Raw genomic sequence first — 18,199 nt, 5'->3', positions numbered from 1 at the left:
TATGCAGGAAACAATGAAATATGCATGGTAAAATGCATATTTATACATAAAAACACTAAAAACTGCATAAAGCATTAAAAATTATGCAATTTAGGTCTTGCATTTTTCGAAAATGGCGCTATAATAAGAGACAGGTTTTAACAGAAACAAGTTTGAAACAGGAGGAAATAAGTTATGAAGAAGTTTATTGCAGCATTATTAGTAGGCGCTATGTGTGTATCACTGGCAGCCTGCGGATCCAAAAAAGCAGATGACACAGCTGATACGACAGCGGCAGAAACCACGGAAAGTACCGATGCAGCAGCAGATGCCGATGCAGCAGACGGAGAGTTTACTACCGTAGCAGATGGCGTTCTGACCATGGGAACCAATGCGGCATTCCCGCCGTACGAGTACAAAGAGGGAGACCAGGTTGTAGGTATCGACGCAGAGATTGCACAGGCACTGGCAGATAAGCTGGGACTGAAGCTTGAGATTCTGGATATGGATTTCGCTTCTCTGATTACCGCTATCCAGGCCGGCAAGGTTGATATCTCCCTGGCAGGTATGACTGTTACGGAGGAAAGAAAGCAGAATGTAGACTTTACAGATTCCTATGCTACAGGTGTACAGGTTATCATCGTAAAGGATGGTTCTGATATCGCCAGCGTAGATGACCTGGCAAACGACAAGATCATCGGTGTTCAGGAGGGAACTACCGGACATCTGTACTGCTCTGATGATTATGGCGAGGATCACGTAATTGCTTACACTAACGGCGCAACCGCTGTACAGGCTCTGCTTCAGGATAAGGTAGACTGTGTAGTTATCGACCAGCAGCCGGCAGAAGAATTTGTAGAGGCAAATGATGGACTGAAGATTCTGGATACCGAGTATGTAGTAGAGAACTATGCGGCAGCAGTTTCCAAGGACAACCCGGCACTGACCGCAGCTCTGAACAAGGCACTGCAGGAGCTGAAGGATGACGGAACTATCCAGGGAATCCTTGACAAGTATATCAAAGCTGAGTAGGCAGAAGAAAAGCAGACGTACAAACGTCTGAGAGCACGACGGAGGTGTTCAGGTAACCGGACACCTCCGTATTTTTGCGAAGCAGAAAGATAGCGTAGAAATATAAGAGGCAATTTCCGGAAAATAAATTGCTTTTTATATTTCTACGTTATAGAATAAGAGAAACTGTTCATACAAAAGAAATACAGACAGAGGAGAGTAGAAATATGTTAGAAGGCTTAAAGAAAGGTCTCTACCAGACATTTATCCTGGATGACAACTATCAGTATTTTATCAAGGGCATCCAGACCACGTTGATCGTAACGGTATTTGCCCTGATTCTGGGAGTGATTCTTGGTGTTATTATAGCGATTATCCGCTCTGCCCATGATCAGCAGCCTGAGCGCAAGAAAAATATATTCCTGCGGCTTGCGAACCTGATTTGTCAGATTTATCTGACTGTAATCCGTGGAACACCCATGATGGTACAGCTTCTGATTATGTGGTTCGTAGTCTGGGCCAGCGCCCGTGCTACCGATGGCAATATGATTCGCTGCGCAATTCTGGCTTTTGGTATCAACTCTGGAGCCTATGTGGCCGAGATCATCCGTTCCGGTATCATGTCCATCGACAAGGGTCAGATGGAGGCAGGACGTTCTGTTGGTCTGACCTATGCGACGACGATGCGCTGTGTCATTATTCCCCAGGCTTTTAAAAACGTACTGCCTGCCCTGGGAAATGAGCTGATTACCCTGTTAAAGGAGACATCCGTCGTGACGGTTATCGGACTTCGTGACCTGACCAAAGGCGCTCTGATTATTCAGTCTAAGACTTATCAGGCCTTTGTGCCGTTCTTTGCCATCGCAGCCATGTATCTGGTGATGGTACTGGGTTTGTCCTGGCTGATGGGTAAACTGGAAAGGAGAATGAGACAGAGTGATTTACGTTAAGGATCTGGCCAAATCATTTGGCGACAATCATGTCATTAAGAATATTAATATGCATATTACACCGGGCGAGAAGGTGGTTATCGTAGGGCCCTCCGGTTCCGGTAAATCCACATTTTTACGCTGCCTGAATCTTCTGGAGCAGCCCACCGGCGGAACCATCACCTTCGACGGACAGGATATCACAGCCCCGGGCGTGGATGTGAATAAGATCCGCCGCCGTATGGGTATGGTGTTCCAGCATTTCAATCTGTTTGCTAATCTGACGGTAAAGGAAAATATTATGCTGGCTCCGGTACAGTTGAAGCTGAAGACCAAGGCGGAAGCAGAGGCAGAGGCTCTGCGCCTTCTGAAGCTGGTAAATCTGGAAGAAAAAGCAGATTCCTATCCTTCCCAGCTTTCCGGTGGTCAGAAGCAGCGAATCGCCATCGTGCGCTCCCTGGCCATGGATCCGGAAGTGATGCTCTTTGACGAGCCCACGTCTGCCCTGGATCCGGAGATGGTAGGCGAGGTTTTGGAACTGATGAAGAAGCTGGCAGACGATGGTATGACCATGGTGGTCGTGACCCACGAGATGGGCTTTGCCCGCGAGGTAGCTACCCGTGTGGTATTCATGGACGGCGGTTACATCAAAGAGGAGAATAACCCGAAGGATTTCTTCGAGCATCCGCAGGATCCGAGACTTCAGGATTTCCTGTCCAAAGTACTGTAAAGAACAGCAAGACCACGCTCTGCGCCGGAATATCTGGCCGGAGAGTGGCCTTTTTGTTTTCATCATTCTTTCATAAGAATTTCTTAATTGACTTTATATATTTTTTAGAGGCTGGACATATCTTCGTCACAATTCCCTGCTATAGTATTAAATGTAGCAAGAACACATATCAGTATTTCATTCATAACACTCGGGGACTTCCGGGAGGAAGCCCCCACTCCCTCGTATTTACTGGGTTTTCCGAAGAAGGAAGATCCTTTTTTTTGCCCATTTTTGGCCGTTTGACGACAATTTGACGACAATTGCCTTAAAAAACCTCGGAACGGAGAAAAGTGTAAAAGGTAGATTAGTTATAAAAATGTAGAGAGGCGTGGCTCATAATATAAGATTGTAGTATACTTGATATGTAGTAGTGAAAGAGTAAGTATTTGAAATGTTTTGAAGAGTAAGGAGAAGTCTAATGAGGGAATGGGAAAAAGCGGATATAAAATTTGAAGTATGTTTGAAGGATTGTGAAGAGAGTAATTTGTTTTTGAGAAAATTTTATGATGAAATATCAAAATATATAAAAGTAGCATGGAATTTTCAGCCACATAGGAAAGAAAGAGTAATTTATGTTGGCATGGCTACATTTGGGGAAATGTGGATCGAATATGTTCAAAAAGGGAGGATTAGCAAAGTTTATATAAAAACAGATTCAGAGGAAAGTAAAAAACAAATAGAAGAAGCGCTGGCATGTGCAAAAAGAAATCACACAGATATGAAGGAATATCGAATAACGGCTGTATTTAATACAGAGGATGTATCTTTTTGTAGTATGTGTAAAAATGGAATACAAGTGAAATCAGTGAATTCGGATATAGGAGAAGAGGATAATTGGACATATATCAACTTCCCTGTATATGCATTTGGGTTATTTGATTTAGAATATGTTAAAATGCAGAAAGTTAATTATTTGATGCACTTACTGTGTGCATATACAAATTTAATTTTCAAATGCAAAAGAATAATGTATAGTGATGAAAAACTAGAAGTAAAGGATAATGAATGGGAAGAACCAAATGAAGACTGGGTTAATATAGATGAAGAATTTATCGATGAGAAAAATAAAGTTATGTCGTTAAGAAAGGAATTCTTTGACATATTTAAAATAGTATTGAATAAAGATGCATACGAAAGAAAAATTAGATTATTACTAAATTCTTCTCAGGAAATATTTTGCAGTAAAAAAATGATAAATGTATTATTACAAGGTGATGAACATTGGAGTATGCCCGGATATGTAGATTTAATAAACGCATTTATGGTTTCTTCGTTAGAGCCTTTGGCAAATATAGAGGAGAGGAAAGTAGAGCATTGTAAAGAGTGTGGAAATTTAATATATTCAATCAGAAAAAAGGTGGGTGATTTGTGCTATAGATATCTTCCAGAGGAGATAGCAAAAGAAATAAAAGACGATTGTTATGCAAAGCGCTCGGCTTTCTTACACGAAGGATATCCTAGCACAAATGAATTTTATTGTGGTCATTGTGTGCCATTACTGAGTCCAAAAGATGGTAATAAAATTTTATTCCCAGTAGCTAGTGTAAATATAAATTTATTTGATTATGTTACCTATATTTACAGAAAAGTGGTAACGGAAATATTAAAATAGTATATAGATATTTAGATGCCCTCAAGGATGTATATACCTGAGGGCATTACTATTTAGTTTAAAATTTCTTCAAACTCGCCTTTTTAGGCCGAGGACAAATCCCCAAACATCATTTATGATTATATCAGGAACAGCAAAAACCTGTTCACAGACAACTGAATAGCAGTTACAGCATGGAAAATTCCGGTGTATATTCGGCAGAATATCAGCGGGGCCTGCGAGGAGAGTTGATGGACCGAGAGGTGAAGATGGAGCAGGTACAGATTGGATTGATTACGGCGGAAGGATAATAACTCACGAAGGGAGCTTGAAGTGGTTTCCTGGCCCTCGAAATAAGCAGCAGAGGGGACGAGCGGTATATAGAATACCGGTCTTGTGAACATCAGAGGATGTCATGCGGCAGGGTTGCCAGTAACTCCCACGTACACGGGGCGAAGAGGAACAAGCGTGTACTTACATGGAAAATATGAAATGGAGGGATAAGGAAGGATGTACAAAGGAATCGAGGTTATCGGGATTGATCATGGCTGGTCGTATATGAAGACGATTTCTCATGTGTTTGTGACCGGTGTGGAAGAGATAGCGACGGAACCGGCCTTTACGAAAAATCTGCTGGAATTCGGTGGAAAATTCTATAAGATAGGCGGCACCCGGCTTGAAGTCCAGGATGTAAAAACGAAGAATGATAACTTTTTTCTTCTGACGCTGGCGGCCATCGCCAAAGAATTGAAAAGCCGAGGAAAACGAGAGGCAAAGGTATATCTGGCTGTAGGGCTCCCGCTGACACGATTTGGACAGGAGCGTGCAGATTTCATTCGATATCTGACAGCCAGAAGGAATGTAAAATATCAGTTTGAAAAAGAAGAATATCGGATAGAGGTTTTGAATGCTTTTGTGTTTCCCCAGTGTTATGCGGCGGTTGCAGATAAGCTTAGCACCTATAAGCGAAAGGTGCTGGTGGTAGACATTGGAAGCTGGACGATTGATATGATGCCGGTAGTCGATGAAGAGCCGGACGAGCCCAGATGCTCTACGTTACAGAGAGGGTTGATTACCTGTATGCGATCCATCAATGAACAGTGTGTCCGGCAGTTGAATGGAGAGGTAGATGAAAGCGATATTCAGGCAGTGATGCGGATGGAGCGTAGCGGGTTGAATGGAGATTATACCAGAATCATTGAAAATGAGGTTCGGACTTTCATGGGGCAGATTTATCATTCGATTCGGGAACACGGCTATAATCTTCAGACTACACCATTGATTTTCGTAGGAGGTGGGGCTGTCGTAATGAAAAATTATGGCCCGATACAGCAGGGAAATGTGACTTACAATCTGGATATCAAGGCCAATGCAAGGGGATATGAATATCTCACCTATACGGCGCTCCGGCAGATGCGCAGATAAGGAGCAGACATGAGTTTATCAACGATTCGGAAAATGACGCTCAGACTCAATATGGAAGAGCCGAAGCAGGCCGAGATCTACCAGATACTGACCAGTCTGGACAAATATATTTATAAATCCCAGAATCAGTTTCTGGTAGACGCGCTGCAGTTCTACATTGAACATAGCGGAAAAGATATGTTGACCCAGCAGGAGCAGGCCGAACAGCAGCGATACATCACGGCAGAGGAACTGGAGCAGATAAAAAAGGAGTTGCGTGGGGAACTGCTGGAAGAGATGAGGAATGAACTTCTGAAACTGCTGGGACAGTATGCGGCAGGCGCACAGAATCCGATGACCGGTCAGATAAAGGCATTGACGGGTCAGACGGACGAAATGGAACTGGAAAATGACACAGAGGGGGAAAACTCTGTAGTAGGCAATCTGGCATGCAGATGGATGGGAGAGATTTAAATGAAATCGGTACTTGAGACAATCGGAAAAGGTTTTTGTGGAATCGGAAAGGTATCTCTGTGGATTGCGATTTTTGTATGGGTAATCGCGGTAACGGCGGCAAAGATATTTTTTGTATTGTTCTTAACACTTGCCAGAATGGTGCTGATTCTTATCAGTGCTGTGGAACCATAGAGATAAGTAGAGAAAGCGCTTCTTCGGAGGCGCTTTTTGTATTATAAAGTCCCGTAAGGGGCTGCAGGTGTCAGGTTCTGTGGGGTAAAGGAGGAAAAATGAGGTATATACGTGACAAGCCGGGGAAAGGCTGGATGAAGCGGTTGGCTATAAGCTGGCTGCTTTTTTATTTGTAAATGATTTCTGAAGAGAGAAGGTGTGTGAAGTAGGAAACGTACAGACAAGGAGGATCATATGAATTATACAGTACAGGTAAATGAGGTAAGAACAACGAATCCGGAGAGTGCAGTCAGGGCTTACGCAAGCGTGACCTTTGATGGCGCTTTTAAGGTGGGCAATATCGCGATTCTGGAAAATCGCGCGACCGGGGAACCTTTTATCAGTATGCCAAATTACAAGACCCGCCGGGTTGATGAAAAGAATCAGCCCCAGTATCAGGATATCTGCTATCCGGTGACCAAGGAGTTCCGGGAGCAGCTCTACGGTGATATCCTGGCGGAGTACCGAAACCAGACAAAGACGAAGCCGGGACAGGGAAGGGAGCAGGAACGGAAGAATAACTACAACAGAGCGAATACCTCCGGAGGCCGTGGATGCCGTTAAAGCTCGGCAGCCTGTTTGATGGGATCGGGGTCTTTCCGCTGGCGGCGGTGAACTGTGGTATTACACCGGCTTGGGCCAGTGAGATTGAGAAAGCCCCGGTGTCCATCACCAGACGACATTTCCCGGGAATGAAGCAACTGGGGGATATCACAAAGCTGAACGGTGCGGAATTGGCGCCGGTGGATATCCTCACCTTCGGTTCTCCCTGTCAGAACCTGTCTACGGCAGGGGACAGGGAGGGACTGGCCGGGAAAATAATGAGGTGTGATAGCGATAGCGGCAAAAAGCTAATAAAATCAATGGTTTTGCGGACAGCGGATAGACAGGGAATGTGTTAAAAACTGAATACGCACACAAGCGGCGTTACCTTAACCCCTTTTGGGGAGAAAGTAACGCCGTTTTTTTATGCCCGCAGGAAAGGAGGCGCAGCCGGAATGTATTTCACAAAGGGCAAGCAGCGGGCGTTTGAACTGATCATGCAGCAGAAGCCGGGATTTGACCGCTATCAATCCGGTTGTGCCGGAGATGATGAAGATTGCGGTACTTGCCGTTTCTACCGCCCACAATGGAAATATGAGTTTTGCGTTTTCAAAGAGTGTCCCTATTGCCCCGGCAAAAGGACGCGGAAAACGCACGCCAGCATGGACAAATAGACGGGCAAAAGCCCTTGTGCCATGCGGCTTTGCAGACGCGAAAACGGCAAAGGGCATATTGCAATACCAAAACAGCCGAAAACGGCTTTCTAATTGTCCACGCATACCAAGAGAGGAAGTGAGGAAATATGGCAGTTTTCAGAGTGGAGCGAAATACGGGATATACCGTTATGAGCAACCACCACTTGCGAAACAAGGAATTGTCCTTAAAGGCAAAGGGCTTGTTGTCGCAAATGCTTTCGCTGCCCGAAGATTGGGATTATACCCTTGCGGGCTTATCCCATATCAACCGGGAGAAGATCGACGCAATCCGCGAAGCGGTAAAGGAACTCGAAAAAGCCGGATATATCGTGCGCAGCCGGGAGCGCGACGAAAAGGGACGCTTGCGGGGCGCAGATTACGTCATATACGAGCAGCCGCAGCCGCGAGAGCCGGAAGCAGCTACCAGCGGCGGACAGCCGCCTATATTGGATTTACCTACATTGGAAAATCCAACATTGGATAATCCAACGTTGGAAAAACCTACGCAGGAAAAACCTACGTTGGAAAATCCAACGCAATTAAATAAAGATATATCAAGTAAAGAACAATCAATTACTGATCTATCAAGTACCCATTCCATTCCTTTCCATTCCCTAAATCCCTTGCCTTATGAGCAGGACGAAGCGGCTGCGCCGCCGGAAAGGAAAAGAACGGAAGCGAAAACAAACAGTGCAATAGAGATTTATCGGGAAATCATCAAAGAAAACATCGACTATGACATTCTCATTCAAGACCCCAAAATGGATAAAGACCGTTTGGACGAGATTGTAGAAATCATGCTGGAAACCGTCTGCACAGCCCGAAAGACAATCCGTATCGCCGGGGACGACTACCCCGCCGAACTTGTCAAATCAAAGTTTATGAAGCTGAACAGCAGCCACGTTGAGTTTGTTTTGGACTGCATGAGGGAGAACACAACCAAAATCCGCAACATCAAGCAGTATCTAAAAGCGGTGCTGTTCAACGCGCCGAGTACCATTGACAGCTACTATACCGCCCTTGTCAATCACGACTTTTACGGCAGCAAATGAGCATAGCCGCAGTTTACCGGGAAAGGAGTTGATACCTTGCAGGAGGAAGTAACCCAAAAAACGATTGCCCTATCCGTCAACGTGGGAAAAGGCGCGGCAAGGCTTACCGAACAGGCGTTACAGAAAGCAATCAAGAAGTTTTTGGAGCAGAAAAGCAAAGCACCGCATGGGAAACAGACCATGCGGCAGCTTATGAAGCAAAATGCGGGGGTTTCCAACATCGAGATCACCGACAGCAATATCAAAGCCTTTGAGAGTACCGCGAAGAAATACAACATAGATTTTTCGCTGAAAAAGGTTAAGGGCGAACAGACCCGTTACCTTGTGTTTTTCAAAGGCAGGGACGCGGACGTTATGACCGCAGCGTTTCAAGAGTTTTCCGCAAAGAAGCTGAACAGGGATAAAAAGCCCTCTATCCGCAAAGCCCTTGCCGCAGCAAAGGACAAGGCGAAGCAGCTTAACGCCGCCCGCGACAAGGTAAAGAAAATAGACAGGGGGCGCGAGATATGAAGCAGATAAACTACAAAAAGCTGATAATCCCGAATATCCCGTATGTGTTCTTTGTCTATCTCTTTGATAAGGTGGGACAGGCGGTGCGGCTTGCCCCCGGCGCGGATATTTCCGAAAAGATACTCAATATCACACAGGGATTTTCCGAAGCGTTTTCAAATGCCTTGCCGAGCGTTCACCCGTTGGATTTGCTTATTGGCATTGTGGGCGCGGTGGTTATCCGTCTGATTGTCTATTTCAAAGGGAAAAATGCCCGCAAATACCGCAAGGGCGCAGAATACGGCAGCGCACGTTGGAGTGCATAATCTTAAGTGTAAGAGAACTCTACATGGACGCACAGGAGGATATGCACATGAATGATTACAACAAAATCACAGCCCTTTACTCCCGCCTTTCCGTAGGCGACGAGGACAGGGACGGCGGCGAAAGCAACTCCATACAGAACCAGAAGAAGTTTTTGGAAAGCTACGCCAGACAGCTAAAATTGACGAATATCCGGCACTACATCGACGACGATGAAAGCGGCAGATTTTTCGACCGCTCCGCTTACTCACGCATGATAGAGGACGTAGAAAACGGTAAAATCGGCGTGTGTATTATGAAAGACATGACCCGCTGGGGGCGCGACTATCTCCAAGTCGGCAACGCTATGGAGATTTTCCGCAGGAACAACGTGCGCTTTATCGCAGTCAACAACGGCATAGACAGCGAAAACCCCGACACATTGGAGTTTGCCCCCTTTATCAACATCATGTCGGAGTGGTACGCAAAGGACATCAGCAAGAAAGTGAAAACGGGCATTAAGACCAAAGGCATGAGCGGAAAGCCGATTGCCACCGAAGCCCCCTACGGCTATATGAAAGACCCGGACAACAAGGATTTTTGGATAATCGACGAGGAAGCCGCCGAGGTTGTGCGCCTTATTTTCCGTCTGTTTATCGGCGGGAAGAACCGCAACCAAATCGCCGTATATCTGACGCAGGAGCAAATCCCTACCCCCACTTTCTACATGAAAGACCGGGGACGGGGAACGTGTAAAAACAAGGCGCTCAATGAGGATAACCGCTACAAGTGGAACAAAGCCACCTTGACCCATATCCTCACGCGGCAGGAGTATTGCGGCGATGTAGTCAACTTTAAGACAACAAAGCATTTCCGCGATAAGCGGAACCACTATGTAGACCGGAGCCAATGGCAGATAACCGAAAATGTGCATGAGCCGATTATTGACCGCGCCGACTTTGAAACCGCACAGCGGATTTTGGAAAACGCGCCCGTCAAACGCCCCAACGGGGACGGGGAAATTCACCCTTTGTCGGGCTTGCTTTTCTGTAAGGATTGCGGCGCAAAAATGCACATCCGCATAGATTACAGGTACGGCAGCAAGCGGCACGTTGCCTATTGCAGCGAGTACCACAAGGGGAAAGCCAAAAACCCCAAGTGCCATTCCCCGCACATCATCGACGCTGACTTGCTCATGCAGACCGTCGCGGAAGTGCTGAAGAAAATCGAGGACTACTCTATCAGCAACCGGGCGGAGTTTGAAGCCTTAGTGAAAAAGAGCCTTGCCATGCAGCAGACCGACCAGACCAAGAAACAGCAGAAACGTATCCCGCAGATCACGACGCGCCTTGCACAGATTGACAAGGTGCTGAATAAACTCTATGAGGACAACGCCCTCGGCACTATCCCGCAAGACCGCTACGAGCAAATGTCGCAGAAATATTCGGAAGAATACTACACACTGAAAACGGAGCTTGCGGGGCTGCAAGAGCAGCTATCCGCTTTTGAGAACGCGGGAGGACGGGCGCAGAAGTTTTTGAAGCTGACGGAACGCCATGCCGCCTTTACCGACCTTACCCCCGCCATTCTCAACGAGTTTATCAGCAGGATTGAAGTGCATGAGCGCGACCAGAAAAGGGCAAAATACGCAATCCAGCATATCAGCATATATTTCAACTATATCGGCAGGTTTGAGAACGAAGTAACGCAGCTTGCAGAGCCGACAGAGCAGGAAATCCGGCAAATGCGGGAGGAAATCGAAGAAGCCAAAAAGGAAAAGAGCCGCGCCTACCACCGGCAGTATTCAAGGGAGTACCGGGCGCGAAACCTTGAAAAGCAGCGGGAGTACGAGCGTATCAAGGCGCGGGAATACCGGGCAAGGAGAAAGGCGCAGGCCGCCGCCGCACAGCCCGCACTGTAAACAGAATACCGACAGCCGAGAGGGGATTTTCCAACTACGGGGAATCCCCTTTTTTGCGCCCGGAGAAAGGAGCCGCCTATGGCAGAACAGAACGGGACGCCCACCGCGCCCCGGAACCCCGACAGTATCATCACGACGCAGAGGAACGGGCAGACCATTGTTGCGGAGTTGTTTTTCAATCACAGCAGCACAGAAACATTCCGCGACAAGTTGCTCAAGACGATACTTGCCGACAGTTCGCGTTTATCCGCGTCTGACGGTCAAGAGCCGGAAAAAACAGAAATCTTGCGATAACAGCCGCCCCGACGAACCATTCCCCTTCCGGGCGGTTTTTATCGTCAAAAACGCTGTTTTCTCCAAGTCAAGAGCCGGAGAAAACACCCGAAAAATGCCCCTATTGCGTAACAGGGGCGCAGAAAGGAGCTTGCATGAGAACAGGACTTACCAAGCAGGAAAAGACCACCGATATTTGGTTTGACGAGAAAGACCCCCTTATCCATATCCGCACCCACAACACCGCCTTGAAAAAGCGTCTGCTTGCATACAGCCGCCGTTATCCGGCGATCTGCCAGCAGACCAACGCAGACCCGGAAACGGGCTGCATGGAGTTTGACATTGAGAAAGGCCGCTTCTCTTTCCGTCTGACCGCCCCATACAGTGAAGAACGCCGGGAAGCGGCGCGGCAGTTTGCCAGAGAGAACAATGCCGCCGACAGGCTGAAATGATGTAGATTTGTTCACAATCTTATGATATAATTTCCTTACACAATAGCGTGACAAATCGGTATTGACAAAGGAGTGCGATGATATGAAAAAAATGATAGGTTTGATAGCCTTGCTGATTTTAATGATGGGGCTGGTCGGCTGCAACAGAGAAACGGTCAATATCGACTTTCCTTTTGAAGTTGGAGATGTTGAAAATATTGAAATGTACCACTATGCGGGAGTACCTGTATCAGCGGAAAAGAAAGTAGTCGTTGCAGAAACGGACATAACAGACTTGTATAATATGTTTGAGGACTTATCATTGGAAGACAAACAAGTCGAGGAATACTCAGGAGCAGATGTGACCAGTTTTCGATTTAACCTTTCAGATGGGACAAACTACGAACTGATTTATGTCGGTAATGGGGTCAAGAACGGAAAGCTGAAATCTTCCACAGGTAATTTTGAATACTTTACAAGTTCAGATATTGGCTCATATTGGTCTAATATTGACCTTGAAGCAGTTCCAGTTGAAGAAAGCGAATTGCCGAAGTAGCCCGACTAATTCCCATTTATCGGGAAGTTTGCCGCCAGCTCAGACAACCGAATACATCAACCGAGAGCAGCTATTTTCGCACAGAAAACGGCTGCTCTTTTCTTTTGCCCATGAGCAGAAAGGAGCGACCAGCCATGACGAAACCGAGAGAGAAAACCCGCGAGGAATTGACTGCCGAGATTGAGGACGGGAAAAAGAAAATCCGGCAATTTGAGAATCGGGAAAAAATGTTGCGGCAGAAGTTGTCCGTCGAGGAACGCAAGGCGAGAAACCACAGGCTTTGCAAGCGCGGCGGCTTCATGGAAAGCGTTGTGCCGGAGCTGATTGCCATGCCGGACGAGGAAGCGAAAGCCTTTTTACGGCTTGCCTTGACGAGCGAGCCAGCACAGGAGTTTTTGAAAAAACGGGTCGGGGACGGGAACGCGGAATAATCCCTTTGGAACAAAGGGCGCACTTATACACCCTTGCGGGCGTGTGCGCTCTGCCGAGAGCTTTATCTCCGCACAGGGAACTTTCCCCGCGCTCCGATATGGCGGCTTTGCCGCAACAAGGGGCTGCACCCCTTGCGCCGCTTACGCGGCTATCCCTGCACACCCACAAAAACAGTACACCCGCTTGCGCGTCTGTACTATTTTTGCGGGTTTTATTATCCTATCCGGGAGGTGATACCCATAGCCATTTACCATTGTAACATCGGCATTGTGAGCCGAGGAAAAGGCAAGTCAGCCGTTGCCGCAGCCGCCTACCGAAGCGGCGAGAAAATCACAAACGAATGGGACGGAATGACCCATGACTACACCCGCAAGCGCGGCGTTGTCCATACGGAAATCCTATTGCCGCCCCATGCCCCGCCCTCTTTCTCTGACCGCGCTACCCTATGGAACAGTGTGGAGCTTTACGAGAAAGCCGGGAACGCCCAGCTTGCCAGAGAGATTGACGCAGCACTCCCCATAGAATTATCCAGAGAGGAACAGATCCGGCTTGTCCGGGAATACTGTTCCTCTCAATTTGTTACCAGAGGAATGTGCGTTGATTTTGCCATTCACGACACCGACAGCGGCAACCCCCATTGTCATATCATGCTTACCATGCGCCCCCTTGACGAGCGCGGCGCTTGGGCGGCGAAATCCAAAAAGGAATATGACCTTGACGAAAACGGCGAGCGCATACGCTTACCAAGCGGCAGATACAAGACACACAAAGTTGACCTCACAGGCTGGAACGACAAAGGCAACGCGCTTTTGTGGCGCAAGGCATGGGCGGATATTTCAAACGCCTACCTTGAACGCGCCGGAAGTCCGGAGCGTATCGACCACCGCAGCAACGCCGAGCGCGGCATTGACGAGCTGCCCACCGTCCACATGGGCGTAGCGGCCTGTCAAATGGAGAAGAAAGGCATAGCCACCGAGAAAGGCGAGCTGAACCGGAATATCCAAAAGGCAAACCGCCTTATCCGGGAAATCCGGGCGCAGATTGGAAAGCTCAAAGAATGGATTGGCGAACTGTTCAAGGCGCGGGAAGCCGCCCCGGAGCAGCCCCCGCAATCCCCCGGCCTTGCAAATCTGCTGATGAAGTATTTAAGCGTTCAGAGAGAAAAGAGCCGGAAGTATTCGCAGAGTTGGCAAAGGCAGCACGCCGCCGATGAACTGAAAACCGTTGCAAAGGCGGTCAACTATCTTTCCGAGCATGGCATTTCCACCCTTGCGGAGCTGGACGCTGCCCTTTCCTCTGTCAGCGACCAAGCCGACGCTATCCGGGAGGGCATGAAAACCGCCGAGAAGCGTATGAAAGAATTGCAAAAGCTGATTGAATACGGGAAGAACTACACCGAGTACAAGCCCATTCACGACGAGCTGAAAAAGCTGAAAAATGGCTGGACGAGCAAGCGCGACAAGTACGAGGAAGCCCACCGCGCCGAGCTTACCCTATGGAACGCAGCGAGCCGCTATCTCCATGCAAATCTGCCGAAAGGGACAAAGACCTTGCCTATCTCTGAATGGGAAAAAGAGTACGCCACTCTCAGCGGGCAGAGAACAGCGGAATATACCAAGCTGAAAGAAACCCGCGCCGAGGTTGCCGAACTGCACAATATCCGCAAGTGCGTTGATATTGCACTGAAAGCCGACCAGCCGGAGCAGACCCGCACCAAGCGGCACGACTTAGAACGATGAAAGGAGTTGAGATTTTTGTATTACACCCAAGAACAGATAGACCGGGCGAACCAAGCCGACCTTGTTTCTTTCCTGCAATCACAGGGCGAGCAGCTTACCCGCGCCGGGAATGAATACCGCTGGAAACGGCACGACAGCCTGACCGTCCGGGGAAACAAATGGTACAGGCACAGCCAGAGCAAGGGCGGCGGCCCCGTTGATTTTATCATGGAGTTTTTCGGCAAGAGTTTCACCGAAGCCGTGGAACTTCTCACAGGAGAAAAGGGAGCCGCACCGCCGCCGGACAGACCTTGCCCCGCGTCCCTTTCCGACTTCCGGCTACCACCCCCAAACAGCGACAACCGAACAGCGAGGAACTACCTCACAGCAGCTCGCCGCATTGATGAAGATGTGACGGGCTTTTTCTTTGCCCGCGGCGATGTTTACGAGGACGCAGCCCACCACAACGCCGTATTTGTGGGGCGGGACGAGGACGGAATACCGCGCTACGCCCACAGCAAGGGAACGGCGGGAAACTTCCGGCTTGATGTGAAAGGCAGCGACAAAGCCTTTAATTTCTGCTACCGGGGCGAGGGCGACAGGCTTTTTGTCTTTGAAGCCCCCGTTGACCTGCTCTCTTTCCTCTGCCTGTTCAAAAAGGCATGGCAGAAGCAGAGCTATTTGTCATTGGGCGGCGTGGGAGAAAAAGCCCTATTGCGTTTCCTCTCTGACCGTCCGAACATCAAAACCGTTTACCTCTGCCTTGACAGCGACCAAGCCGGAAATGACGCTTGCAGCCGCCTTGCGGAGCTTGTGCCGGAGGGCTTGACCGTCCACCGCCTTGTGCCGCTGTTTAAGGACTGGAACGAGGTATTGCAGCACCGGGCAGAAATCACAGACGGGAAGTATATCCAGGAAGCAGTTTACGGCCTGAAAGAGCCGCCGCAGGAAGAAACCGTCGAGATTATCCGCATGAGCGAGGTTGACACGCAGACCGTTGAATGGCTATGGGAGCCGTATATCCCTTTCGGGAAAGTAACCATTGTGCAAGGCAACCCCGGCGAGGGCAAGACCACCTTTGCCCTACGCCTTGCCGCTGCCTGCACCACCGGGGGAACGCTGCCGGGAATGAAGCCCCTGCCGCCATTCCAAGTGATTTACCAGACCGCCGAGGACGGGCTGGGCGATACCGTCAAGCCCCGCTTGATAGAAGCCGAAGCCGACCTTGACCGCGTGCTTGTGATTGATGAAGCCAAGCGGGAGCTTACCCTCTCCGACGAGCGCATAGAAAAGGCAATCACGCAGAACGGGGCGCGGTTGATTATCCTTGACCCCATACAGGCGTATATGGGCGAAAAGACCGATATGAACAGGGCAAACGAAGTGCGCCCCATGTTCCGCCGCCTTGCCGATGCTGCCGAGCGTACCGGGTGCGCCGTTATCCTTATCGGACACTTGAACAAAGCTGCCGGAGGGCAGAGCGCATACCGGGGCTTAGGTTCTATCGACTTCCGCGCCGCAGCAAGGAGCGTCCTGCTGATCGGGCGCGTGAAGCGGGAGCCGAATGTGCGTGTTATCGTCCATGACAAATCTTCCCTTGCGCCGGAGGGCAAGCCCGTTGCCTTTTGCCTTGACCCGGAAACAGGCTTTTCATGGATAGGCGAATACGACATAACCGCCGACGAGCTGCTATCCGGCGCGGGCGGGAACACCGCCACCAAGACCGAACAAGCCGAGAAGCTGATACTTGACCTGCTTGCAGACGGGAAAGAGCTTGCCAGCGAGGACATTGTAAAGGCCGCAGCCGAAGCCGGAATATCCGAGAGGACGGTACAGAACGCCAAGCGCAACATGGGCAGCATTTTGGGCGCAAGGCGTGTCGGCGGTCAATGGTATAACTTCATCAAGAAGAAGCAGCCGCCCGAACCCGCAAGCTGAAAGTGCAAAACGCAGACCCTTTGCACTTTGCACTTTCGCACTTTCACAAGATTTTGCGTCAATAACTCAAAAAAGCACTTGACAAAACGCTTCATGGGGCAACGCCGAAGATATAAAGCCCTATATCGACCCGGATTTTCAGAACAACATCATTTTGACGCAGACCGAACGCCTTACCATGAACAGCCGCCCGAAGCAGCCGAAATACGCGAGAAATAAAAACGTCGTGGTGATCGGCGGCAGCGGCAGCGGCAAGACAAGGTTTTTCGTAAAGCCTAATTTAATGCAGCTTCATTCTTCCTACGTCTTGACCGACCCGAAAGGCACCGTCCTAATCGAGTGCGGAAAGCTGCTGCAACGGGCAGGCTACCGCATTAAGGTACTGAACACGATAAACTTTCGGAAAAGTATGCACTATAACCCCTTTGTCTATATCCGCAGCGAAAAGGACGTGTTAAAGGTTGTCAATACCCTTATCGTCAATACCAAAGGCGAGGGAGAAAAGAGCGCGGAAGATTTTTGGGTGAAAGCCGAGAGGTTACTATATTGCGCGTTGATCGGCTACATTTGGTATGAAGCCCCCGCCGAGGAAATGAACTTTACAACGCTGCTTGAACTTATCAATGCAAGCGAAGCACGCGAGGACGACGAGGAATACCAAAGCCCCGTTGATCTGCTCTTTGCCGATTTGGAAGAACGCAGCCCCGACCATTTCGCGGTAAAGCAATATAAAAAATACAAATTGGCGGCGGGTGATATATGCTCTAAGTGACTTCTTAATCATGGTTTTTGTCATGGTTAGTGAAGCAGTCACTTAGAGCATTTTCATTTCAGGAGGTACAGCCATGAGAAACGAAAAAATCACCCCACTGTACGAGCGTTTGAGCCGGGACGACGAGTTACAGGGTGAGAGCAACTCCATATCCAACCAAAAGCAGATGTTAGAGGATTTTGCTCGCCGGAATGGGCTGCCAAACCCTACGCACTTTACCGATGATGGTATCTCAGGCACCCGTTTTGACCGCCCCGGATTTTTGGCGATGATGGAGGAAGTGGAGGCAGGGCGTGTAGAGGCAATCGTCATCAAGGACATGAGCCGGTTAGGGCGCGACTATCTAAAGGTCGGTCAGGTCATGGAGGTTTTGCGGCAGCGCGGCGTCCGGTTAATTGCCATCAACGATGGCGTGGACAGTCTGAAAGGCGACGATGATTTTACGCCCTTCCGCAATATCATGAATGAGTTTTACGCCCGCGACACCAGCCGGAAAATCCGCTCTGTGTTTAAGTCAAAAGGCATGAGCGGTAAGCACCTGACAGGCACCGTGATTTACGGCTACTTATGGGACGAAAAACGGAAGCATTGGCTGGTAGATGAGGAAGCTGCCGAAGTGGTACGCCGTATATTCTCCCTCACGCTGGAGGGATATGGGCCTTACCAGATCGCCTGCAAATTATCCACAGACCGGATTGAAATT

20 protein-coding genes and 2 pseudogenes are annotated in these 18,199 nt (G+C 48.8%); all 22 read left to right on the top strand.

Translation table 11 applies throughout. The annotated features are described in order from the left end of the window. Window positions 1-174 precede the first annotated feature (174 nt). Complete coding sequence (locus tag H8S44_RS10740; protein WP_186872509.1) at window positions 175-1,011, top strand: ABC transporter substrate-binding protein; 837 nt, start codon at window positions 175-177, stop codon at window positions 1,009-1,011. Window positions 1,012-1,217: 206 nt separating this feature from the next. Next, complete coding sequence (locus H8S44_RS10735) at window positions 1,218-1,940, top strand: amino acid ABC transporter permease (protein ID WP_186872510.1); 723 nt, start codon at window positions 1,218-1,220, stop codon at window positions 1,938-1,940. Further along, the gene (locus tag H8S44_RS10730; RefSeq protein WP_186872511.1) at window positions 1,927-2,649 is read left to right on the top strand and encodes an amino acid ABC transporter ATP-binding protein; all 723 of its coding nucleotides are present in this window, start codon (window positions 1,927-1,929) and stop codon (window positions 2,647-2,649) included. The genes H8S44_RS10735 and H8S44_RS10730 overlap by 14 nt, the downstream gene beginning before the upstream one ends. Window positions 2,650-3,109: 460 nt before the next feature. Beyond that, window positions 3,110-4,303 (top strand): hypothetical protein, encoded by a 1,194-nt coding sequence (locus tag H8S44_RS10725; RefSeq protein WP_186872512.1) that lies wholly within the window; start codon window positions 3,110-3,112, stop codon window positions 4,301-4,303. 489 nt (window positions 4,304-4,792) lie between these two features. Continuing rightward, window positions 4,793-5,707, top strand: coding sequence for a ParM/StbA family protein (locus tag H8S44_RS10720; protein ID WP_186872513.1), 915 nt, complete (start codon window positions 4,793-4,795; stop codon window positions 5,705-5,707). A gap of 9 nt (window positions 5,708-5,716) precedes the next feature. Beyond that, window positions 5,717-6,160: a hypothetical protein gene (locus H8S44_RS10715; protein WP_186872514.1), complete on the top strand. Its 444-nt coding sequence runs from the start codon at window positions 5,717-5,719 to the stop codon at window positions 6,158-6,160. After that, window positions 6,161-6,334, top strand: coding sequence for a hypothetical protein (locus tag H8S44_RS10710; protein ID WP_186872515.1), 174 nt, complete (start codon window positions 6,161-6,163; stop codon window positions 6,332-6,334). It begins immediately after the preceding gene. Between the two features lie 234 nt (window positions 6,335-6,568). Next, entirely contained in the window at window positions 6,569-6,937 is a 369-nt protein-coding gene (locus H8S44_RS10705; RefSeq protein WP_186872516.1) for a SpoVG family protein, read from the top strand. After that, window positions 6,928-7,275, top strand: coding sequence for a DNA cytosine methyltransferase (locus H8S44_RS10700; protein ID WP_186872517.1), 348 nt, complete (start codon window positions 6,928-6,930; stop codon window positions 7,273-7,275). Before H8S44_RS10705 ends, H8S44_RS10700 begins: the two co-directional genes overlap by 10 nt. Before the next feature lie 96 nt (window positions 7,276-7,371). Further along, window positions 7,372-7,590, top strand: coding sequence for a hypothetical protein (locus tag H8S44_RS10695; protein ID WP_021748559.1), 219 nt, complete (start codon window positions 7,372-7,374; stop codon window positions 7,588-7,590). Window positions 7,591-7,718: 128 nt separating this feature from the next. Next, a complete protein-coding gene (locus H8S44_RS10690) occupies window positions 7,719-8,663 on the top strand; it encodes a DUF6017 domain-containing protein (RefSeq protein ID WP_021748558.1) in 945 nt (314 codons plus the stop codon). A gap of 36 nt (window positions 8,664-8,699) precedes the next feature. Further along, window positions 8,700-9,173: a PcfB family protein gene (locus H8S44_RS10685; RefSeq protein ID WP_006775667.1), complete on the top strand. Its 474-nt coding sequence runs from the start codon at window positions 8,700-8,702 to the stop codon at window positions 9,171-9,173. Continuing rightward, window positions 9,170-9,469 (top strand): annotated as a pseudogene (locus H8S44_RS17025) (recombinase); the annotation flags it as partial. The gene H8S44_RS10685 and the pseudogene H8S44_RS17025, both read left to right, overlap by 4 nt. Window positions 9,470-9,525: 56 nt before the next feature. Beyond that, window positions 9,526-11,376, top strand: coding sequence for a recombinase family protein (locus H8S44_RS10675; RefSeq protein ID WP_330593479.1), 1,851 nt, complete (start codon window positions 9,526-9,528; stop codon window positions 11,374-11,376). A gap of 78 nt (window positions 11,377-11,454) precedes the next feature. Next, the gene (locus H8S44_RS10670) at window positions 11,455-11,670 is read left to right on the top strand and encodes a transposon-encoded TnpW family protein (protein ID WP_186872519.1); all 216 of its coding nucleotides are present in this window, start codon (window positions 11,455-11,457) and stop codon (window positions 11,668-11,670) included. A gap of 134 nt (window positions 11,671-11,804) precedes the next feature. Continuing rightward, window positions 11,805-12,101, top strand: a complete 297-nt coding sequence (locus H8S44_RS10665) for a hypothetical protein (RefSeq protein WP_186872520.1) — start codon at window positions 11,805-11,807, stop codon at window positions 12,099-12,101. A gap of 82 nt (window positions 12,102-12,183) precedes the next feature. Continuing rightward, window positions 12,184-12,636, top strand: coding sequence for a hypothetical protein (locus tag H8S44_RS10660; protein ID WP_186872521.1), 453 nt, complete (start codon window positions 12,184-12,186; stop codon window positions 12,634-12,636). 134 nt (window positions 12,637-12,770) lie between these two features. Then, window positions 12,771-13,067: a DUF3847 domain-containing protein gene (locus H8S44_RS10655; RefSeq protein ID WP_186872522.1), complete on the top strand. Its 297-nt coding sequence runs from the start codon at window positions 12,771-12,773 to the stop codon at window positions 13,065-13,067. A gap of 132 nt (window positions 13,068-13,199) precedes the next feature. Continuing rightward, window positions 13,200-14,807, top strand: a complete 1,608-nt coding sequence (gene mobQ / locus H8S44_RS10650; protein ID WP_330593480.1) for a MobQ family relaxase — start codon at window positions 13,200-13,202, stop codon at window positions 14,805-14,807. A 15-nt stretch (window positions 14,808-14,822) separates the two neighbouring features. Further along, entirely contained in the window at window positions 14,823-16,724 is a 1,902-nt protein-coding gene (locus H8S44_RS10645) for an AAA family ATPase (RefSeq protein WP_186872523.1), read from the top strand. 85 nt (window positions 16,725-16,809) lie between these two features. Further along, window positions 16,810-17,478 (top strand): annotated as a pseudogene (locus H8S44_RS10640) (VirD4-like conjugal transfer protein, CD1115 family); the annotation flags it as partial. A gap of 91 nt (window positions 17,479-17,569) precedes the next feature. Further along, window positions 17,570-18,199: recombinase family protein (locus H8S44_RS10635; protein ID WP_186872524.1), on the top strand; the 630-nt coding region annotated here is incomplete at its 3' end.

Source organism: Anaerosacchariphilus hominis (genome assembly GCF_014290175.1).
Taxonomy (GTDB): Bacteria; Bacillota; Clostridia; order Lachnospirales; family Lachnospiraceae; genus Laedolimicola; species Laedolimicola hominis.
This window is presented reverse-complemented; position numbering and strand designations above follow the sequence as displayed.